We start from the raw sequence: 17,921 nt of genomic DNA on the forward strand, positions 1-17,921 counted from the left end.
TTATGATAATCTTTAATTAGAAAGAAGAAAAGGAGTGATTGAAATGATGTACTGCGAATTCAAACCATTCTCCACCGATACTGAGACCTATTCACAGGAAATGCTTGAGGAGCTGATCGGTGATGAATTCGAAGCAATGATGTTTAAGGATGATGAGAGAATTCCAGCCTATATCTGGACAATCAATTTTGTGGTTATTGTCAAAAGAAGTACGAAATTTCTAACAGACATCAGCTTTGAAAAAATCCCCAGGAATCCAGTTTGCGAGTGATTTTTTTTACAAGTACTTGTGAAATGATTCACAAATAAAAACCTTTTATTTACCCTTAAACAAAAAATATGTACTAAAGTATAGCAAATTGAACAATCATCCCAATTTCTTAAGGAGGTCCTGAAAAATGGGCACAGTTGAAAAAGTGGTTAATTCGCATCCTTCCGTTGCTGAAATGATTGATGGTTTAGTCGTGAAAGGATTGAACGCCTTAACAAAAATGCGTGAGCTTGATCAGGAAGCTGTAAACCAGATTGTGAAGGAAATGGCGCTGGCAGGACTAGATCAACATATGCCGCTCGCAAAGATGGCAGTTGAAGAAACAAAACGTGGAGTTTATGAAGACAAGATTATCAAGAACATGTTTGCTACCGAATATGTTTACCACAATATCAAGTATGATAAAACAGCTGGCATCATTGATAAAAATGACCATGAAGGCATGATTACCATTGCTGAGCCCGTTGGTGTGATTGCCGGAGTGACTCCTGTTACCAATCCAACCTCAACAACGATGTTCAAGGCCCTGATTTCCATCAAGACACGCAACCCAATCATCTTCGCCTTCCATCCATCTGCTCAAAAGTGCAGCAGTGAGGCGGCAAAAATTCTTCGGGATGCAGCCATTAAGGCAGGAGCTCCTGAACACTGTGTGCAATGGATCGAAAAGCCTTCACTTGAAGCCACTCAGGCTTTGATGAACCATCCTAAGATTTCGATGATTTTGGCTACCGGCGGTGCAGGAATGGTGAAATCAGCATACAGTTCAGGCAAGCCCGCATTGGGCGTTGGTCCGGGCAATGTCCCTTGTTATATTGAACGGACAGCAAATGTGAAGAGGGCTGTCAATGATCTGATTTTATCCAAAACATTCGACAATGGGATGATTTGTGCTTCTGAGCAGGCAGTTATCATAGATAAGGAAATCTATCACGAGGTCAAATCTGAAATGGTTGCGAACAGCTGCTACTTTTTAAATGAGGAAGAAAGGATAAAAGTAGAAAAGCTTGTCATCAATGAACATTCCTGTGCAGTGAATGCTGATATAGTGGGAATGCCTGCACACAGAATTGCTGAAATGGCAGGCGTAGCAGTGCCGGAAGAGACAAAAATCCTTGTAGCCGAGCTTAAGGGTGTGGGGCCACAATATCCTTTGTCACGTGAAAAATTGAGCCCGGTATTGGCTTGCTATAAAGTGAACGGAACGGAAGAAGGGCTGAAGCGTGCGGAAGAAATGCTGGAGTTCGGCGGCCTGGGCCATTCCGCTGTAATCCACTCGACAAGTGATGAGATTATAAAGTCATTTGGTCTGCGAATGAAGGCAGGGCGTATTATTGTCAATGCACCATCATCACAGGGCGCAATCGGCGATATCTATAATGCCTATCTTCCATCCCTGACCCTTGGCTGCGGAACATATGGAGGCAACTCGGTTTCCACAAATGTCGGTGCAGTCAACCTAATCAATGTGAAAAAAGTAGCGAGAAGGAATGTGAATATGCAGTGGTTTAAAGTGCCTTCTAAAATCTATTTTGAGAAGAACTCTACACAATACCTGGCAAAAATGCCTAAAATATCGAAGGCCTTCATTGTTACAGATCCAGGAATGGTAAAGCTTGGCTATGTAGATAAAGTTCTCTATCACTTAAGAAAGCGTCCGGATTATGTCCACTGTGAAATATTCTCAGAAGTTGAACCAGATCCGTCAATTGAAACCGTGATGAAAGGTGCCGAAATGATGGCGAGCTTCCAGCCGGATGTCATCATTGCTCTAGGCGGAGGGTCGGCCATGGACGCAGCGAAGGGGATGTGGCTGTTTTATGAATATCCAGAGGCGGACTTCCATGGGTTGAAGCAGAAATTCCTTGATATTCGCAAGCGAATTGTCAAATACCCACAGCTTGGCCGCAAAGCGCAATTTGTTGCCATTCCGACAACCTCGGGAACAGGGTCTGAAGTGACCTCTTTCTCGGTTATCACTGATAAAAAGGCGAACATCAAATATCCGCTCGCTGATTATGAGTTGACACCTGATGTGGCGATCGTCGACCCGCAATTTGTCATGACAGTGCCAAAGCATATTACGGCCGATACTGGAATGGACGTTCTGACACACGCAATAGAAGCTTATGTAAGCTGCATGGCCAATGACTATACAGACGGACTTGCCATTAAGGCCATTCAACTTATATTTGAATATCTCCCTAGAGCGTACCGAAACGGACAGGATGAAGTGGCCCGCGAGAAAGTGCACAATGCTTCAACGATTGCAGGTATGGCGTTTGCCAATGCATTCCTCGGAATCAACCATAGCCTTGCACACAAGCTTGGAGCTGAATTCCATATTGCGCACGGCCGTTCAAATACAATCCTGATGCCGCATGTCATCCGTTATAACGCAACTAAACCGAAAAAGTTCACTGCTTTTCCAAAATATGAAAGCTTTGTCGCAGACCAGCGTTATGCTGAAATCGCCCGTATTCTCGGCTTGCCTGCACGTACTTCCGAAGAAGGTGTCGAAAGCCTTGTCCAGGCAATCATCAGGCTGGCAAACGAAATGGAGATCCCGATGAGCTTAGAAGCAAACGGAGTAGACAAGGCCGAATTCGAGGCGAAGGTCGACCAGCTTGCAGACCGCGCATTTGAGGACCAGTGTACAACGGCCAACCCTAAGCTTCCGTTAGTATCTGATCTTGCAGAAATCTATCGTTCAGCCTATAAAGGAGTTTAATAGTATAAAAAGGAGTGGAATCACCTGATTCCACTCCTTTTTTTCATATAACACCCTCCGCCATTCACGATTGGTTCTAAATTCCCAGTAAATATAGTAATAATTTAATTAGTTTTTATTTTCAAAATATTATATTATTTATCCTGGTTTACAATTTTCCAATCCAGGAGGTAATGTATGAAGAAAAAGCCCTATCTATCAATTGCTTTAGTTGCTGGTCTAGCTGTAAGTACCTTTGGCGCCCAAGCCATATATGCGGAACCCGCAAAAACTGCGCAGCAAGTGCAGCCATTCAATGTATTTGACAACAAGGTGCTCGACAAAATCAATGTTGAGAATATTTACAACAATATTGATTATCTTTCAAAGACCCCTCGTGTTGCCGGTACTGAAGCTGAACATAAAGCGATTCAATATGTTAAAGAGCAATTTGAATCATATGGTTATGAAACAGAACTTCAGGAGTTTACTTTCTATGGATATACCGCTCCACATACTGTAAAGCTATCGATTGATGGTTTTGCAGATGAAATCAAACCGAAATCATTTACATACGGAATGGACGGGAATGTCTCTGGTGAATTGGTATATGCCGGTTTAGGACAAGCAGCGGATTTTGAAGGAAAAGATTTAACAGGTAAAATCGCTTTGATTCAGCGTGGAGCTATTTCATTTGCAGATAAAGTTCTAAATGCTGCAGCGCATGGTGCTTCAGGTGTCATTATCTATAACAATGCACCCGGAGAGCTGAACGGAACATTCGGGACTCCAAATGAAAACTATGTTCCAGCTGTAGCCATTTCTCAGGAAGCCGGACAAGCATTATTTGACAAGCTTATGAATGGTGAAATCTTGAACGGAGCGATTCAAATTGAGGGTGCAGAAGGCGGCATAAGGACGTCATACAATGTAGTCGCCAAGAAAGCACCTACAAATAAAAATAAATCAACAGACGGAATCCTTGCTTTGGGAGCTCACCATGACTCAGTCCCTGGTGCACCCGGTGCGAATGATGATGCATCGGGCACTGCAATGACTCTTGAATTGGCGCGCGTCATGAAGGATCTGCCGACAAATATGGAAATGCGGTTCATTACGTTCGGAGCAGAAGAACTAGGTTTGATTGGTTCCCGTTACTATGTCAGCCAACTGCCTAAAGAGGAAAAAGAAAGGTTTGTCGGATATTTCAATATGGATATGGTTGGCAGCAGAGATGCCGGCGATTTGGTCATCAATACAGTCGATGGCAGCCAAAACATCGTTTCACAAACAGCTCAGGCATCAAGTGCCCGTCTAAATGGTGAACCGACACCAATCCAGACAGGAGGCAGCAGCGACCATGTTTCATTTTATGAGGGTGGAATCGCCTCCGGATCCTTCATCCACAGACCGCTTGAACCATGGTATCATACACCTGAAGATACAATTGATAAAATCAGCAAGGAAAAATTGCAGGATGTAGCTGAGATTGTGGGCACTGCCGTCTATGATATTGTACGTCCAGAGAATCAGGGGCCAAAAGCCAATAGGGGAGTAGAGCGAAAAGTACCACACTTATATTATGAGCAGGATATTAAATAATTGTATTTAAACTTCAGGTTAACCCTTGGTATGGGTTAACCTGATTTAATTTTACCCAGAAAGCTATTTATGGTGTCTTACAAGGTTATGAAATGAAATCATTCAACCTATGAAGCCGTAAATTTTTTCATATACCATGATTCTTTATGAGCAAACTAGGATATCGAATGGAAGAGGGTATCTGGGCAAAATAAAAAGAAGGTCCCTAAGGAACCTTCTTTTTTCGACAAGACTAATATTATAGTTTTGTTACGTTAGCAGCTTGTGGTCCGCGAGCGCCTTGCTCAACGTCGAAAGATACTTTTTGACCTTCGTCTAATGATTTGAAGCCTTCAGATTGGATAGCAGAGAAGTGTACGAATACGTCGTCTCCACCTTCGCGCTCGATGAATCCAAAACCTTTTTCTGCGTTAAACCATTTTACTGTACCTTGTTCCATTACTGTTACCTCCTAGTGCAATTCGCACAAATGTTACTATCCTTGCCCAAAGTGATCATTAAGACGAAATAATTTCTATCCTTTACACCGAACAAAAATAATTCTATTTCATCATATCAGATACTGGAATCAATAGCAAACACAAACAAGAGATTTCGTCCTATTGTCCTATCTTGAGCAAGTGTTCCTTTTAAATATCATACAGATAACCTGGTTTTTTCTACCTTTTGAATGATGTAAAACTTCTTGACCATTGTTTTTTCCTTCAGGACTCGGAATCAGTAGAATGTCCATCTAAAAAAAACAAATAATAAAAGGAAAAGGAGGGTGAGGATATTGGGAAAATGGAATGAACAGGGTGCACCTAATAATAATTTGTCTGCAGAAACAATAGCGAGTTCCAAGCTTGTAGGAAAAGAAGGGCTGGAGGCGCACGAGTTTTCGGAAGAACTTTCGGACGGAGGAGAAAGGAATAAAGCTATCGACAAACAATTAAAGGAACACCAGCCAGGAATGTAAACAAGAAAGAAATGAAGGCAGGAATGAAAAAAGAGAATCGATACATGGATAAAAGGGGAGACTTCACCGCACACTCTGAGGGTGTGGCTGATTATCCTAAACGGCCGGAACACCGGACGATCAATCAGAATAGTAAGAAGAAATGAATTGAAAAGTTGCCGGGCTCTTGGATGCCAGGCAACTTTTCTTCTATTAAATAGAGAGTCGTTTTCAAAGCAACCCTTCTGGATGCCTTAAATTTCAACTCCATTTTTTTCTTTGTAAAATTCAATTTCAAATCCAAGGTCTTGAAGCATTTTATGGTCAGCAGTTGTATCTTGGCCTGCTGTTGTCAGATAATCGCCAACAAAAATTGAATTGGCAGGATAAAGACCTAAAGGCTGTAAGCTTCTGAGGTTAACCTCCCGGCCTCCTGAAATCCTGATTTCTTTTGATGGATTAATGAATCGCATCAGGCATAGGACTTTTAGACAGTACCGGGGATTTAATTCATCGGTCCCTTCAAGCGGGGTACCCTCAATTGCATGGAGGAAATTAACCGGAATGGAATCGGCATCTAGAACCTTAAGGCTCCTCGCCATGTCAACGACATCCATCTTTGATTCCCTCATTCCAATAATAACCCCGGAGCAGGGAGAAATTCCGCTGCTTTTAATCAGTTCAACCGTATTAACTCGATCTTGATATGTATGTGATGTCGTGATTGACTCATGATGGCTTGCAGATGTATTAAGATTGTGATTATATCGATCCACACCAGCAGCTTTGAGCTTTTCTGCCTGAGATGGTTTAAGGATTCCAAGGCATGCGCATACTTTAAGGCCAAACTTTTCTTTAATTTCCTGAACAGCCGAAGATACTGTATCAAGTTCCTTTTCGCTTGGCCCTCTGCCGCTGGCTACAATACAATAAGTACCTGCGTTGAGATTGTAAGCTTGTTCAGCACCCTGGAGGATGGTTTCTTTGTCCATCATTCGATACTTATCGATAGGGGCACTCGAGATACTTGATTGCGCACAGTAGCCGCAGTTTTCAGGGCATAAGCCTGACTTTGTATTAATAATCATATTAAGCTTAACTTTATTGCCAAAATGATGGTGGCGAATTGTGTATGCAGCCTGGAGCAATTCCAGCAGTTCTTGGTCCGGACAATCCAGTATACTCAGTGCTTCTTCATCCGTCAGTTCGTCGCCTTCAAGAACGCTAAATGCTAACCTTTTCCAGTATGACATCAAGAACCCCCCCTATGTTTGTTTTAAGCCGCTTTTCTTAAATGTTTAAAGTTCGCCTTTGACAATACTGTTTTTTCCAGTCTGTGACCCATCATACCAGCAAATACAGAAAGGAGGATGTCTTTCGGAAGAGGAGCAACCATCCAAAGCCATGCCATTTTATACGTAAATCCTTCTGGAGCAGCAGCCCAGAATTTATAAGCAAAATACATCCAATTTGTACCGAAAACATAATTAATAATAAGTCCGGCCAGTGAGGCCATGATGAACGCAGAAAGTGACCGATGCTTCTCAACCATTTTGCCTGCAACATAGGCTGTTAAAATAAATGAAAGAATAAATCCGAAGGTTGGACTAATCACTGTAGAAAAGCCCGCACCGAATCTAGCAAAGATCGGTACGCCGACCAAACCTACGAGGGCGTAGACAGTCATTGATATGGCTCCCAGCCTGCTTCCCAGGATAATCCCTGCCAAAATCGCAAAGAAGGTTTGAAGAGTGATTGGTACTCCACCCACAACCATAAAAGGTACAAACGAAGTAATATTTGCTCCAATCGCCATAAGACCGACGAACATGGAAGCAAGAGTGAGATCAAGCGCTTTAAACTTCATGTTAATAGCTCTCCTTTTCTATAATATAAATTCAGAATAAACTTTCCGAATTATTTATGTCAACCAAAAATTATTTAAGTTAACATTTATATAAAAAGAGAAACCAAAACACTTTTGCCATTACAAGTATTTAATTTATAATTGTCATTATGATCTTCCAGCAATGACAGGGGATGGTAATATGGAAACAATCCAATCATGCAGCGAAATAGTTGCCAAAGCAAAAAATATTGTTGTGTTGACTGGTGCAGGAATAAGTACAGAGTCTGGTATTAGAGACTTTCGTTCACGAACAGGAATCTATAATCATGCTCCGGAATATATCCTTTCAATGGATTATTTTCATGAGCATCCAATGGCCTTTTATGAATTTGCTTTCTCTAATCTTTACCATCCGAAGGCCTTGCCAAATAAAGGCCATCGTATTCTGGCAAAATGGGAGCAGGAAGGGCGTATTGATTGTATCATCACTCAAAATATTGATGGACTGCATCAAAAAGCAGGGAGCAAGAATGTTATAGAATTCCACGGAACGATGAAAACAGCAACTTGTCAAAATTGCGGTCAAAAGTATAGTGCAGATGATTTATTAATTAGGAAGCAGACAGATGAAAAATTTTTTGTTTGCAGGGAATGTGAGGCCGATCGAGATTTATTCCATCTTATAAAACCAGATGTGGTTTTGTTTGGAGATGCGGGTGAATGGTTTACACCTGAGGGATTCGAAAAAATCTTAAATAGAATTGCTGAAGCCGATTGTTTACTCATTTTAGGCACTAGCCTAAGAGTAACGCCGTTTTCTGCATTTCCTCAATATAAAAACAAAAATATTCCCATGATCATCATTAATAAAGGTGACACACCATATGACTATGACAATGACACCTATGTCATCCAGCATTCCATTGGAAGATGTTTAAGTGAAATTGATGATTACCTAAAAAATTAAAAATGGTGCACGGTTATCCGTGCACCAGAAATCATCTTATGCGGTTATGCATTTCCCGTTCAGGCAGCGGTCTGTCTATATCCAGCTGTTTATCTGTTTCAATTCCCGGATTTTCGGATGGATCATCCTCGTAATCCTTAAATGCTGATTCTCCCACATCCAGTTCTCCAGGACTGAAAGCATTAACAGGGTATTCCTTCGTCTTTTTCTTATCGAAGTTATAGCCTGAAATAGAACTATTGACCAGGTTTTGGTTTTTCTCCTTGATGCCTTCGATTGAATCTATCATTTCTTTTTCATTTTTATATGATTTAAGGATATGCTTTTTCTCGATTTCCATATCGATCAGCCTCCTAACGGTTTTACTTACATATACCCAATATAATACTCGTTTTAACTTTTTGTATTTTTTACCAGAATGGTCTTTTTGTTCTGCCAATCTGGTAAACTATTTTATAAGATAAGCTTGAATAAAGGGGACGAAGAGTTGAAGAAGAAAATCATTTGGACAGTCATTGGGGTGATTTTAACCATAGTCATCGTATTGATTGCTGCGGGAAATTATTTTTATGATGTGGCGATTAACCGCAGCCATGATGCTGTGGATCTCCATGGAGGGGGCGAGAGTGTAACAGCCGCGACTCTTTCAAGCGATGAAGAGCAACAGAGTAAACTTGAAGAGCTTACGGAATGGACCGAAAAGCAGAAGTTTGAAATTGTTGAAATAGAATCTGAAGATGGTCTTAAACTGAAAGCCAGATATCTGAAAAATAAACATCCAGGATCAAAAGCTGTCATTCTTGCTCACGGTTATAAAGGCAACAGCGAACAAATGCCTGGCATAACAAAATTTTATTACGATCAGGGTTATGATGTCCTTAAACCGGATGCGCGTGGCCACGGGTTGAGTGAAGGTGAGTATATTGGGTATGGCTGGCATGACCGTAAAGATTTGGTCAAATGGTCACAATATTTAGTTGATCAAAAAGGAGAGGACACCATCTTCCTCCACGGTTTCTCCATGGGCGCTGCAACGGTACTGATGACCAGCGGAGAAAAGCTTCCTGAGCAGGTTAAAGGGATCATCGCTGACAGTGGCTATACAACAGTTCAAGAAGAGCTGAGCCACCAGTTGAAATACCTCTACAATCTGCCCTCTTTCCCGGTCATGCAGGTTACAAGCGCAGTGACGAAAATCAGGGCAGGCTATTCATTTCCTGAAGCTTCAGCCATTGACAGTGTTAAAAAAAATAAGCTCCCTCTATTGATTATTCATGGGGATCAGGATCAACTGGTTCCAACAGATATGGGGAAGAGAATCTATGATAAAGCAAACAGCCCCAAGGAGCTATGGATTGTTCCTGGAGCAGGTCACACTGAGGCATACACTATTGCAGAAAAGGAATATAAAGACAAATTGAAATCATTCTGGTCTTCAGCAATAGAAAACAAATCGATACAGGATTATTGACGTGAACACACACATTAGTGGTGTGTTTTTCATTTTATGTTTGATTTAGTCTCAATGAGGAACAAAGTATAAAATACAGCAGAGGACATATATCTGGTAGAGGAGCAAATTTTTCACCGAAAAGGAGAGGGAGCAATGCCTCAAGGGAAACATGAAATATTAATTGATGTACCAATAGAAAAGGTTTGGGATTTCGTCAAGGATATGGATAACTGGGCCCCGTTATTGCCAGGCTATATCAGTCATGAAAAATTGAATGAAAAACAATCAAAATGGACGTTTAAGGAGACAGTTGGTGTCTTGAAGAAAAAAATCAGTTTGCAAGTCACCATTAAAGAATGGATTGAGCCTGTCAGGGTTACCTTTGACCTTAAAGGAATCAATGAAAACCTGACTGGGAATGGCTATTTTAAGGCAGATCCGGTGGATGTGAACAGGACGAGGATGACTGGATATCTGGAGATGACGGCAGAAGGAGCACTCGCCCCGGTCATGAATGCGGTAATGAAAACTTCCTTGCCAAAAAGCGGCCAGGAATTAACAACCGCAATCGCTGAGGAACTCGAGGGAAGAAAAGCAATTTGACAGGGATTTAAACAGGGGGCCTTGCATTGTGCAGACCCCTATTCAGCTTTTTCAATTTTAACAGGACCATCAATTCGCCCGCTTTTATCGAAGTAGACCGTAACCTTATCGCCGGTTTCAATATTTACCCCAGTCTGCACTTTTTCCTTTTTAAAATAAATGGTTTTACCGTTGCCTTCCCCGAAATAGCCTGATGAATCTACCTTGCTGATTTTATACTCTTCTGTAAAATAATCATATTTAACTTCGTTCGAGCTTTTCCTGGCATCGCTCATTTCGATCTTCAGGAAAATCATCAGACCTAGAAAGAGTGTTAATAAAAATAAGACAAGAGCTCTCATATTTTTTCCTCCAACGCTTCATCACCAAACAGTATATGTCCGATGCTTGTCTATATGACCTCATCCTTTTAAAGTTTGCTATAATTATAGGAAAACTGCAGGATGAACAGAGGTTTGAGCATGACTAAATTATTAGAATCCGATCTATACGAACCGATCAGGAAGCATTTTTTAAAACAGGGGTACCGAGTCAATGGAGAGGTCCATGATTGTGATTTAACAGCATTAAAGGATGATGAACTTATCATCGTAGAGTTAAAGCTGACATTTAATATTGAACTGCTCCTTCAGGCAACGAGAAGACTGCGCCTTACTGATATGGTGTATATAGCAATCCCAAAACCGAAGCGGATATCAAGGAGACGCTGGAATGATGTCATCCACCTGGTAAAAAGGCTGGAAATCGGCCTGATTGTCGTAACGTTTGCCGGAAATCGAAAAACCATTGAATTTAAGGTTCACCCAGAACCATTCAATCGCAAGTCGAGCAAGAACCGGCGAAAAAAAGCGGCTTTGATCAAAGAAATTGAGGGAAGAAGCGCTGACTACAATGTCGGCGGAAGTAATAAAAGCAAGATCATGACCGCATATAAAGAAAATTGTATCCAAATAGCCTGTTATCTTGAGAAACTTGGGCAGATGTCACCTAAAGCACTCGTGGCACTCGGGACCGGCGAAAAGACCCCATCAATCCTCCAGAAAAACTACTATAAATGGTTTGAAAGAGTCGAGAGAGGCGTATATGCACTTTCAGACCAGGGACAGGCAGACCTAAAGGATTTCCCTGAACTCGTAGCGTATTATTCAGGGAATCTGGAAGAGCCTAGTCAATGATATGTGCCCGGACTGAGAGAGAATCGCAAAAACCGGGCACATACAGAAAGGATATGTTCCCGAACTGACGGGAAAACGCAAAAACGGGGCACATAAAGAAAGGATATGTGCTCGAACTGAAGGGGAATTGCCAAAACGGAGCACGTAAAAAAAGAATATGTGCCCGAACTGAAGTAAAATCGCAAAACGGGGCACATAAAAGAGGGATATATTCCCGAACTGACGGGGAATCGCAAAAACGAGGCAAATAAAGGAAGGATATGTGCTCGAACTGAAAGTGAATTGCCAAAACGGGGCACGTAAAAAAAGAATATATGCCCGAACTGAAGTAAAATCGCAAAAACGGGCCACATAAAAGAAGGATATGTTACCGGAATCACAAAACGGGATAAATAATGAAAAAATTAATTTTAAAAAAGCACAGACAGAAAATCAATGTTGATTTCTGCCCGTGCTTTTTTAGTTTATTTATGCTTTTTCAAGAAAATGTTCGTCTATCAAAGCCTGTAATTCCTGTATTTCACGATTAAAATCAGATGACATTGAGAATAGGATACTATCAACCAGGAATTTTCTCGGTGCCTTGGAGCGAAGTTCTTCTTCAATGAAATTGAGCTTTTGGAGATGATCTTTATTTTCGCAATCAAGCTTTTTCAACCGGGAAATACCAGAATGGATTTTAGACCTCCAGTCTAGAGCTTCTCTATTTGAAACAGGGAGCCATGCATCAAGGAATTCTGGAGAAAGTAATTGTTCCTGAGACAGCGTCACTTCCTCAATCAAGTTTAGAATTCGGTTTACACTAAAGCGAACAATTGGAAGCATACTTGCCGAATCACCGTTGGCTTTACGATAAAACCGGACATTTTGAATGAGAATCCCATTAAGCATGATGGCAGCATCCAGAAGATATGGCCTGCAAAGATCATCGGTGATATCTGCAAGCCGGTCAGAATACCATCTCAATGTTTTCATTTGGCCTATTTCAATGAATTGCTTCAGTTCTTTATCCCCGGAAAAATAGACTTCTTCAAAAAGCGGGATGATTTTATTTTCCCTGTTTGCTGTCATCTGGAGTTCGATTTGCCTCATGAATACTTCTGGGTCACCTGGATCCTGGCCAAGCAATAAGGCGTCTCGGGCCATTTCCATTTTCCTGAAAGCTGCCCTGAAGATTTCCATGAGCAGCTCATTTTTTGATAAGAAATAATTATAAAAGGTTCCTTTAGATATTCCGCTGTAATCAAGGATATCCTGAATAGAGGTAGAGTGGAATCCTTTTTCTATAAAAAGCTCGTGCGCTTTTTCGATAACATTCCGTTTTCTGTCGTTCATTTCATCACCTTAACCCTTTTTGAACCGATTGTATAAAAAATATACTACATTAAATTTTCGGACATTACAAACCCTTTAACAACAATGGTTTAAAACTATTGCAAAAAATGGACCGATGGTATATGCTAGTGTCTATGCAAACACATTGTTGACAAATTTGTGAACAATAGAGGGGGAAATTCACAATGAATAAAAACTTTCAAGCGCCCGAAAAACCGCCGTACGGTATTCTCGCGGTATTGATTGTCGGGGCTTTTATCGCATTCTTAAATAATACATTGCTTAATATAGCCTTGCCATCCATCATGGCAGACTTGAAGGTGGAGGCCACGACAGTACAGTGGCTGACAACCGGCTTCATGCTTGTCAGCGGAGTCATGATTCCGCTTAGTGCCTATTTGATTCAGAAGTACTCAGTAAGGCGATTATTCTTAACCGCAATGGGATTATTCACTGCAGGTACAATTTTGGCTGGTGCTGCTCATGTTTTCCCATTATTATTAACCGGCAGGATGATCCAGGCGTCAGGTACCGCCATCATGATGCCATTATTGATGAATGTCATGCTCGTCAGTTTCCCGATTGAAAAACGGGGAACGGCAATGGGGGTCTTCGGCCTGGTATTGATGTTCGCACCTGCAATTGGTCCAACACTTTCCGGCTGGCTAATTGAGCATTACGACTGGAGAATGCTGTTCCACTTTGTAACACCAATCGCAGCCATTGTTTTATTACTAGGCTTCTTTTTGCTTAAAGATAAAAAAGAAAAAGTGCATATGCATCTTGATGTTATTTCTCTGACACTATCCAGTATCGGTTTTGGCGGGCTCCTGTATGGATTTAGCTCAGCAGGTTCAAAGGGCTGGGATAGCCCAAATGTCTACTTAACTTTAACAATCGGTACTGTGTCATTGGTTACATTTATTCTTCGTCAATTGAGACAGGATAATCCAATGCTTAACTTCAGGATCTATAAATACCCTATGTTCGCCTTATCATCAGCTATTTCGATGATTGTAACCATGGCAATGTTCTCAGGTATGCTTTTGCTGCCGATTTACGTGCAGACCATTAGGGGAATTTCTCCAATGGATGCAGGATTGATGCTTTTGCCAGGTGCAATAATAATGGCAATCATGTCACCTATTACAGGCCGATTATTTGATAAATTCGGCGGACGTGCTTTGGCTATTATAGGCCTGACGATTACGCTTGTAACGAGTTATTATTTCAGCAAGCTATCATTGGAAACAACTTATACCCAGTTGATCATCCTTTACACTGTTCGTATGTTCGGGATGTCCATGGTCAATATGCCAGTTTCTACAAACGGGTTAAACCAATTACCTGCAAAATATTATCCGCATGGTACAGCTATGAATAATACAATGCAGCAGGTTTCAGGTGCTATTGGTACGGCGTTGTTGGTTACTGTAATGTCTACGCGTGCAAAAAGTTACGGTACGGAGCTGGCAGCCAATGCTTTTAAACAAGCTGCAGCAGCAGGCAAAGCCGTAACTCCGGTTGCCAAAGCTGAAATGGAACAGCAAATTGCCATGCAGGCAATGCTGCACGGAATCAATGATGCCTTTTATGTGACAGTATTCCTCTCAGCCCTTGCGTTGGTGCTTGCTTTCTTTATCAAACGCGCGACTCAGGCAGAAGATACAATTGGCAAAAAGGCAGCTGCAAAGAATCACTCTCATAAATTGGCCAATAATTAAGAATGTCCCCCTGAATTCCAGGGGGATTTTTAGTATAATGATGTAAATTATTCCGGGGAAAGGATGGCTAGTATGCAAAAGACGCCCGAAAAGCTTGCTCAGCAACAACTGGATGCCTATAATAAACAAAATTTAGATGAGTTTTTGTCCGTATACAGTGATGATGTGGTAATAATGGAGTTTCCGTCAAATGATATTACCACAAAGGGAATCGAAGAAATGAGGACTCGCTACAAAAAGTTATTTGAGCAGCATCCAAACAACCATGCAGAATTATTGGCAAGGATTGTCCATGGTAATAAGGTAATCGATCATGAACTGGTAACTGGCAGAGAGAATAGCGCACCCAAAAAAGCTGTTGCTATTTATGAAGTGACTGAAGGTAAGATAGCAAAGGTTTGGTTTTTATAATCTATATCGATCTTAAGAAACGAGCCAGACCATGCAGTACTATGGGTCTGGCTTATTTTTAAATCTGTTAATGCAAACCATTTTCGGAATTTGTCTCCCATTATAATTTTTATTCTGCGAGGGAGTCTAACAGTTACAGCCCTAAATTTAGCTTTTCACGGTTTGACAATACATTACGACGAAATATACCGATCCAAGTATATAGAACAAAGTATGTAAAAGGAGGTGTCTGAATATGGTGAACATGAAGAAAGATTGGGAAGATCCCGATGATGAAAATGGAATCGCCCGATTATTCGGTCTTGATAAAGAAACGAGTCTGCAATCTGTCAATTTTGCTACTTCAGAAAGTCTTCTGTTGAATGAACATTTTCAGGAAGACTCTCAAAAATAAAGAAAGCCAGGCGCATAGCCCAGCTTATTTTTCGCGGTTTGCCAGTACGGCATCCGCTTTATGCTGTTGTTGGAATTGCTCCAGCATCTGGTTTGAGATGGCGGTATTTCCTAATGGATTGGGATGGACTCCATCAGTAGACAGATATTGCAAATTTTCACTGTTGATGACATTCGTTGTCTGAACCACTATGGAATATGGTGTTTCTTTTGCTGTTTCGTAAATCATTAAATTCCATTTTGGAAGCAGTTTATCCGCTAATGAGTAAAATTGATGATCAGTTGGCATTGGATTATATAGTTCAAGAAAAACTATAGTCGCCGCTGGATTCAGTTCTTTGATCCTAGTGGTGATTTCAGAAAGATTTTTTGAAAATCCTCCTTGAAGGCTATCGAAAGACTTAAGTGCGCTGTAGATGTCACTTTTCTTGACGAGTTTAAGGATGTCATTACCGCCTACATTTAGGGTAATTAAATCGGCCCCTCTGATTTCCTCATCATATATTCCATCCTGTACCAGCACGTTCAATCGTTCGCTGGTTATTCCTATGATTCCTTCATTCTGAGAAATGACTTGTTTGCCAGTTTCAGCACCAAGCTTGCTTGAGAATTGACTGATGAAATTTTCTTCTTCAGAAATTCGATACCCGCGGATTATTGAGTCCCCGAGCGCAAGGTGGTTGACTGTACTGTCAGGGGATGTACGGTAATAATCTATATAAGTAAGCTTATTGGTTTTTTCAGTTACAGGGGCACTTTCCTGTTTCATCTTATTTAGCTGGTATTGTGGATAGTAAATCCATGCGGAAAGAGACAAGGCAGAAATGAGAACTAAGAGCATAAAGTACTTTATGATTTTCATGATGTTCACTCCTCGATATATGTCTATTGTATCAAGGATTTGGAAGAAAATAATTAGGGGGGTATTTCCATTTTTTAAAAAATAATAATATTTAGTTATCCGAAAAAAATCCTATCGTACTAATTAGATTTTGATATACTAGACAAGACTGCTTTGACTTTAAGTTTTACTATCGCTTTTGCAGTCGTTATAGGAAAAGAGACTTATATTACTACTATATTCAAGGAGTCCACAGATGTACCAGACTTTTTCGACAAAAGAAAAAATAAAGCAGATTTTTGTCTTACTGATACCAATCTTGATCACGCAATTAGGGATGTTTTCCATGGTGTTTTTTAATACCATCATGTCGGGAAAATATAATTCCTCAGACCTTGCTGGTGTAGCGATTGGATCTTCAATCTGGAGCCCTGTATTCACTGGGCTTAGCGGAATTCTCCTCGCGGTGTCACCAATCGCTGCCCAGCGCTTTGGTGAAAAGAAGGGAAAAGAGGTATCTTCCATTCTTACCCACGGGATTTATTTAGCTTTAATCATTGCCGTAATTGTCATTATTATGGGGATTTTTCTGCTAAATCCAATTTTAAATGCAATGAACCTTCCTGAAAGTGTACATGATACGGCATTTCAATACCTTGCTGGATTAGGCTATGGAATCATTCCCTTGTTTATTTTTAATGTTTTGAGGTCATTTATTTATGCTCTGGGTAAAACAAGAGTGGTCATGTATATTCTGCTCATGTCACTGCCAGTCAACTTCTTCCTAAATTATGTCCTGATTTTTGGTTATTCGGGCTTCCCGGAACTCGGAGGTGCAGGTGCTGGTTATGCTACGTCAATTACCTATTACATAATTGCAGCAATGACAGCTGTAGTCATAATCAGGCAACAGCCATTTTCCGATTTTGTAGGGCTGGAATACTTCAAGGAATTTTCGGGAGAGAAAGTTAAAGAAATCTTGAAAATCGGTGTTCCGATGGGATTGTCGATCTTTTTTGAAACAAGCATGTTTGCTGTCGTGACGATTTTAATCAGTAAGTTCAATATCACAACGATTGCCGCCTATCAATCCGCATTGAATATTGTCTCATTTCTTTATATGATCCCGATGAGTATTTCGATGGCATTAACTGTATTGGTTGGATTTGAAGTAGGAGCCCGCCGCTATAAGGATGCCAAAATATACAGCTGGCTGGGGATTTATTTGGCAGCACTCATCGCAATAGGCGCAGGATTGCTTGTCGTGTTATTCCGTTATAAGGTGGCAGGTTTTTACTCAAATGAACCTGCCGTTATTGCCTTAACGGGCCAATTTTTGATTTACGCGTTATTCTTCATGATTTCCGATGCCATTCAGGCTACTGCACTAGCGGCACTTCGCGGATATAAAGATGTGAATATATCATTCGTCATCACGCTGATTGCATACTGGCTCATTTGTCTGCCGGTAGGTTACCTGCTCACCCAAAATACCGGACTTGGAGCTTCAGGATATTGGGTCGGCCTTACCACCGGATTGCTGGCAGCCGGAATCTCATTGTCACTAAGATTAATCTTCATCCAAAAAAGAAGATTCAATACGAATATGGCCGAGGCTGTTTAAAGAGGTTCCTTTTGGAATCTCTTTTT

20 protein-coding genes are annotated in these 17,921 nt (G+C 41.0%); 13 read left to right on the top strand and 7 right to left on the bottom strand.

Going from position 1 to position 17,921, the window contains the following annotated elements; genetic code table 11:
• Positions 1 to 43 precede the first annotated feature (43 nt).
• The 3 genes from QNH36_RS12225 (at position 44) to QNH36_RS12235 (ending at position 4,583) form a co-directional block, all read left to right on the top strand.
• Entirely contained in the window at positions 44 to 271 is a 228-nt protein-coding gene (locus QNH36_RS12225; protein ID WP_144480934.1) for a hypothetical protein, read from the top strand.
• Positions 272 to 398: 127 nt separating this feature from the next.
• The gene (gene adhE, locus QNH36_RS12230) at positions 399 to 3,002 is read left to right on the top strand and encodes a bifunctional acetaldehyde-CoA/alcohol dehydrogenase (protein ID WP_144480936.1); all 2,604 of its coding nucleotides are present in this window, start codon (positions 399 to 401) and stop codon (positions 3,000 to 3,002) included.
• 177 nt (positions 3,003 to 3,179) lie between these two features.
• Positions 3,180 to 4,583, top strand: coding sequence for a M28 family peptidase (locus QNH36_RS12235; protein WP_144480938.1), 1,404 nt, complete (start codon positions 3,180 to 3,182; stop codon positions 4,581 to 4,583).
• A 238-nt stretch (positions 4,584 to 4,821) separates the two neighbouring features.
• Here QNH36_RS12235 and QNH36_RS12240 read toward each other — a convergent pair whose 3' ends face one another.
• Positions 4,822 to 5,022, bottom strand: a complete 201-nt coding sequence (locus QNH36_RS12240) for a cold-shock protein (RefSeq protein WP_044392209.1) — start codon at positions 5,020 to 5,022, stop codon at positions 4,822 to 4,824.
• A 336-nt stretch (positions 5,023 to 5,358) separates the two neighbouring features.
• On the opposite strand from QNH36_RS12240, the gene QNH36_RS12245 reads away from it, so the two are divergent.
• The gene (locus QNH36_RS12245) at positions 5,359 to 5,541 is read left to right on the top strand and encodes a hypothetical protein (protein WP_251540034.1); all 183 of its coding nucleotides are present in this window, start codon (positions 5,359 to 5,361) and stop codon (positions 5,539 to 5,541) included.
• Positions 5,542 to 5,564: 23 nt separating this feature from the next.
• On the top strand, positions 5,565 to 5,687 hold the full coding sequence (locus QNH36_RS12250; protein WP_260983676.1) for a hypothetical protein: 123 nt from the start codon (positions 5,565 to 5,567) through the stop codon (positions 5,685 to 5,687).
• Between the two features lie 87 nt (positions 5,688 to 5,774).
• On the opposite strand, the gene bioB is transcribed toward QNH36_RS12250, so the two are convergent.
• On the bottom strand, positions 5,775 to 6,773 hold the full coding sequence (bioB, locus tag QNH36_RS12255; protein WP_144480942.1) for a biotin synthase BioB: 999 nt from the start codon (positions 6,771 to 6,773) through the stop codon (positions 5,775 to 5,777).
• Between the two features lie 23 nt (positions 6,774 to 6,796).
• On the bottom strand, positions 6,797 to 7,387 hold the full coding sequence (locus QNH36_RS12260) for a biotin transporter BioY (protein ID WP_144480944.1): 591 nt from the start codon (positions 7,385 to 7,387) through the stop codon (positions 6,797 to 6,799).
• 181 nt (positions 7,388 to 7,568) lie between these two features.
• Here QNH36_RS12260 and QNH36_RS12265 point away from each other — a divergent pair, with 181 nt between their 5' ends.
• Positions 7,569 to 8,336 carry an NAD-dependent protein deacylase gene (locus QNH36_RS12265; protein ID WP_283903559.1) on the top strand — a complete coding sequence of 256 codons (768 nt, stop codon included), beginning with the start codon at positions 7,569 to 7,571 and terminating at the stop codon, positions 8,334 to 8,336.
• 31 nt (positions 8,337 to 8,367) lie between these two features.
• On the opposite strand, the gene QNH36_RS12270 is transcribed toward QNH36_RS12265, so the two are convergent.
• Positions 8,368 to 8,676, bottom strand: a complete 309-nt coding sequence (locus tag QNH36_RS12270; RefSeq protein WP_144480948.1) for a hypothetical protein — start codon at positions 8,674 to 8,676, stop codon at positions 8,368 to 8,370.
• Between the two features lie 147 nt (positions 8,677 to 8,823).
• Between QNH36_RS12270 and QNH36_RS12275 the strand changes: the two genes are divergently transcribed.
• Both QNH36_RS12275 and QNH36_RS12280 read left to right on the top strand, forming a co-directional pair.
• Positions 8,824 to 9,807: an alpha/beta hydrolase gene (locus tag QNH36_RS12275; RefSeq protein ID WP_186326878.1), complete on the top strand. Its 984-nt coding sequence runs from the start codon at positions 8,824 to 8,826 to the stop codon at positions 9,805 to 9,807.
• A gap of 135 nt (positions 9,808 to 9,942) precedes the next feature.
• Positions 9,943 to 10,392, top strand: a complete 450-nt coding sequence (locus QNH36_RS12280; protein ID WP_144480951.1) for an SRPBCC family protein — start codon at positions 9,943 to 9,945, stop codon at positions 10,390 to 10,392.
• A gap of 38 nt (positions 10,393 to 10,430) precedes the next feature.
• On the opposite strand, the gene QNH36_RS12285 is transcribed toward QNH36_RS12280, so the two are convergent.
• A complete protein-coding gene (locus QNH36_RS12285; RefSeq protein ID WP_144480953.1) occupies positions 10,431 to 10,733 on the bottom strand; it encodes a hypothetical protein in 303 nt (100 codons plus the stop codon).
• A gap of 120 nt (positions 10,734 to 10,853) precedes the next feature.
• Between QNH36_RS12285 and QNH36_RS12290 the strand changes: the two genes are divergently transcribed.
• Positions 10,854 to 11,567: a DUF2161 domain-containing phosphodiesterase gene (locus QNH36_RS12290; protein WP_144480955.1), complete on the top strand. Its 714-nt coding sequence runs from the start codon at positions 10,854 to 10,856 to the stop codon at positions 11,565 to 11,567.
• Between the two features lie 468 nt (positions 11,568 to 12,035).
• Here QNH36_RS12290 and QNH36_RS12295 read toward each other — a convergent pair whose 3' ends face one another.
• Entirely contained in the window at positions 12,036 to 12,902 is an 867-nt protein-coding gene (locus QNH36_RS12295; protein ID WP_144480958.1) for a TetR/AcrR family transcriptional regulator, read from the bottom strand.
• Positions 12,903 to 13,087: 185 nt separating this feature from the next.
• Between QNH36_RS12295 and QNH36_RS12300 the strand changes: the two genes are divergently transcribed.
• The 3 genes from QNH36_RS12300 (at position 13,088) to QNH36_RS12310 (ending at position 15,431) form a co-directional block, all read left to right on the top strand.
• Positions 13,088 to 14,626 carry a DHA2 family efflux MFS transporter permease subunit gene (locus QNH36_RS12300; protein ID WP_283903560.1) on the top strand — a complete coding sequence of 513 codons (1,539 nt, stop codon included), beginning with the start codon at positions 13,088 to 13,090 and terminating at the stop codon, positions 14,624 to 14,626.
• A gap of 72 nt (positions 14,627 to 14,698) precedes the next feature.
• Positions 14,699 to 15,037, top strand: coding sequence for a nuclear transport factor 2 family protein (locus tag QNH36_RS12305; RefSeq protein ID WP_251540042.1), 339 nt, complete (start codon positions 14,699 to 14,701; stop codon positions 15,035 to 15,037).
• A gap of 235 nt (positions 15,038 to 15,272) precedes the next feature.
• Complete coding sequence (locus QNH36_RS12310) at positions 15,273 to 15,431, top strand: hypothetical protein (RefSeq protein WP_186326879.1); 159 nt, start codon at positions 15,273 to 15,275, stop codon at positions 15,429 to 15,431.
• A gap of 24 nt (positions 15,432 to 15,455) precedes the next feature.
• Here the strand turns inward: QNH36_RS12310 and QNH36_RS12315 are convergent, their stop codons facing one another.
• On the bottom strand, positions 15,456 to 16,292 hold the full coding sequence (locus QNH36_RS12315) for a GDSL-type esterase/lipase family protein (protein WP_283903561.1): 837 nt from the start codon (positions 16,290 to 16,292) through the stop codon (positions 15,456 to 15,458).
• 235 nt (positions 16,293 to 16,527) lie between these two features.
• Between QNH36_RS12315 and QNH36_RS12320 the strand changes: the two genes are divergently transcribed.
• The gene (locus QNH36_RS12320) at positions 16,528 to 17,895 is read left to right on the top strand and encodes an MATE family efflux transporter (RefSeq protein WP_283903562.1); all 1,368 of its coding nucleotides are present in this window, start codon (positions 16,528 to 16,530) and stop codon (positions 17,893 to 17,895) included.
• Positions 17,896 to 17,921: the final 26 nt, after the last annotated feature.

The sequence above is a fragment of the Mesobacillus sp. AQ2 genome (genome assembly GCF_030122805.1).
GTDB classification, from domain to species: Bacteria; Bacillota; Bacilli; order Bacillales; family Cytobacillaceae; genus Mesobacillus; species Mesobacillus oceanisediminis_A.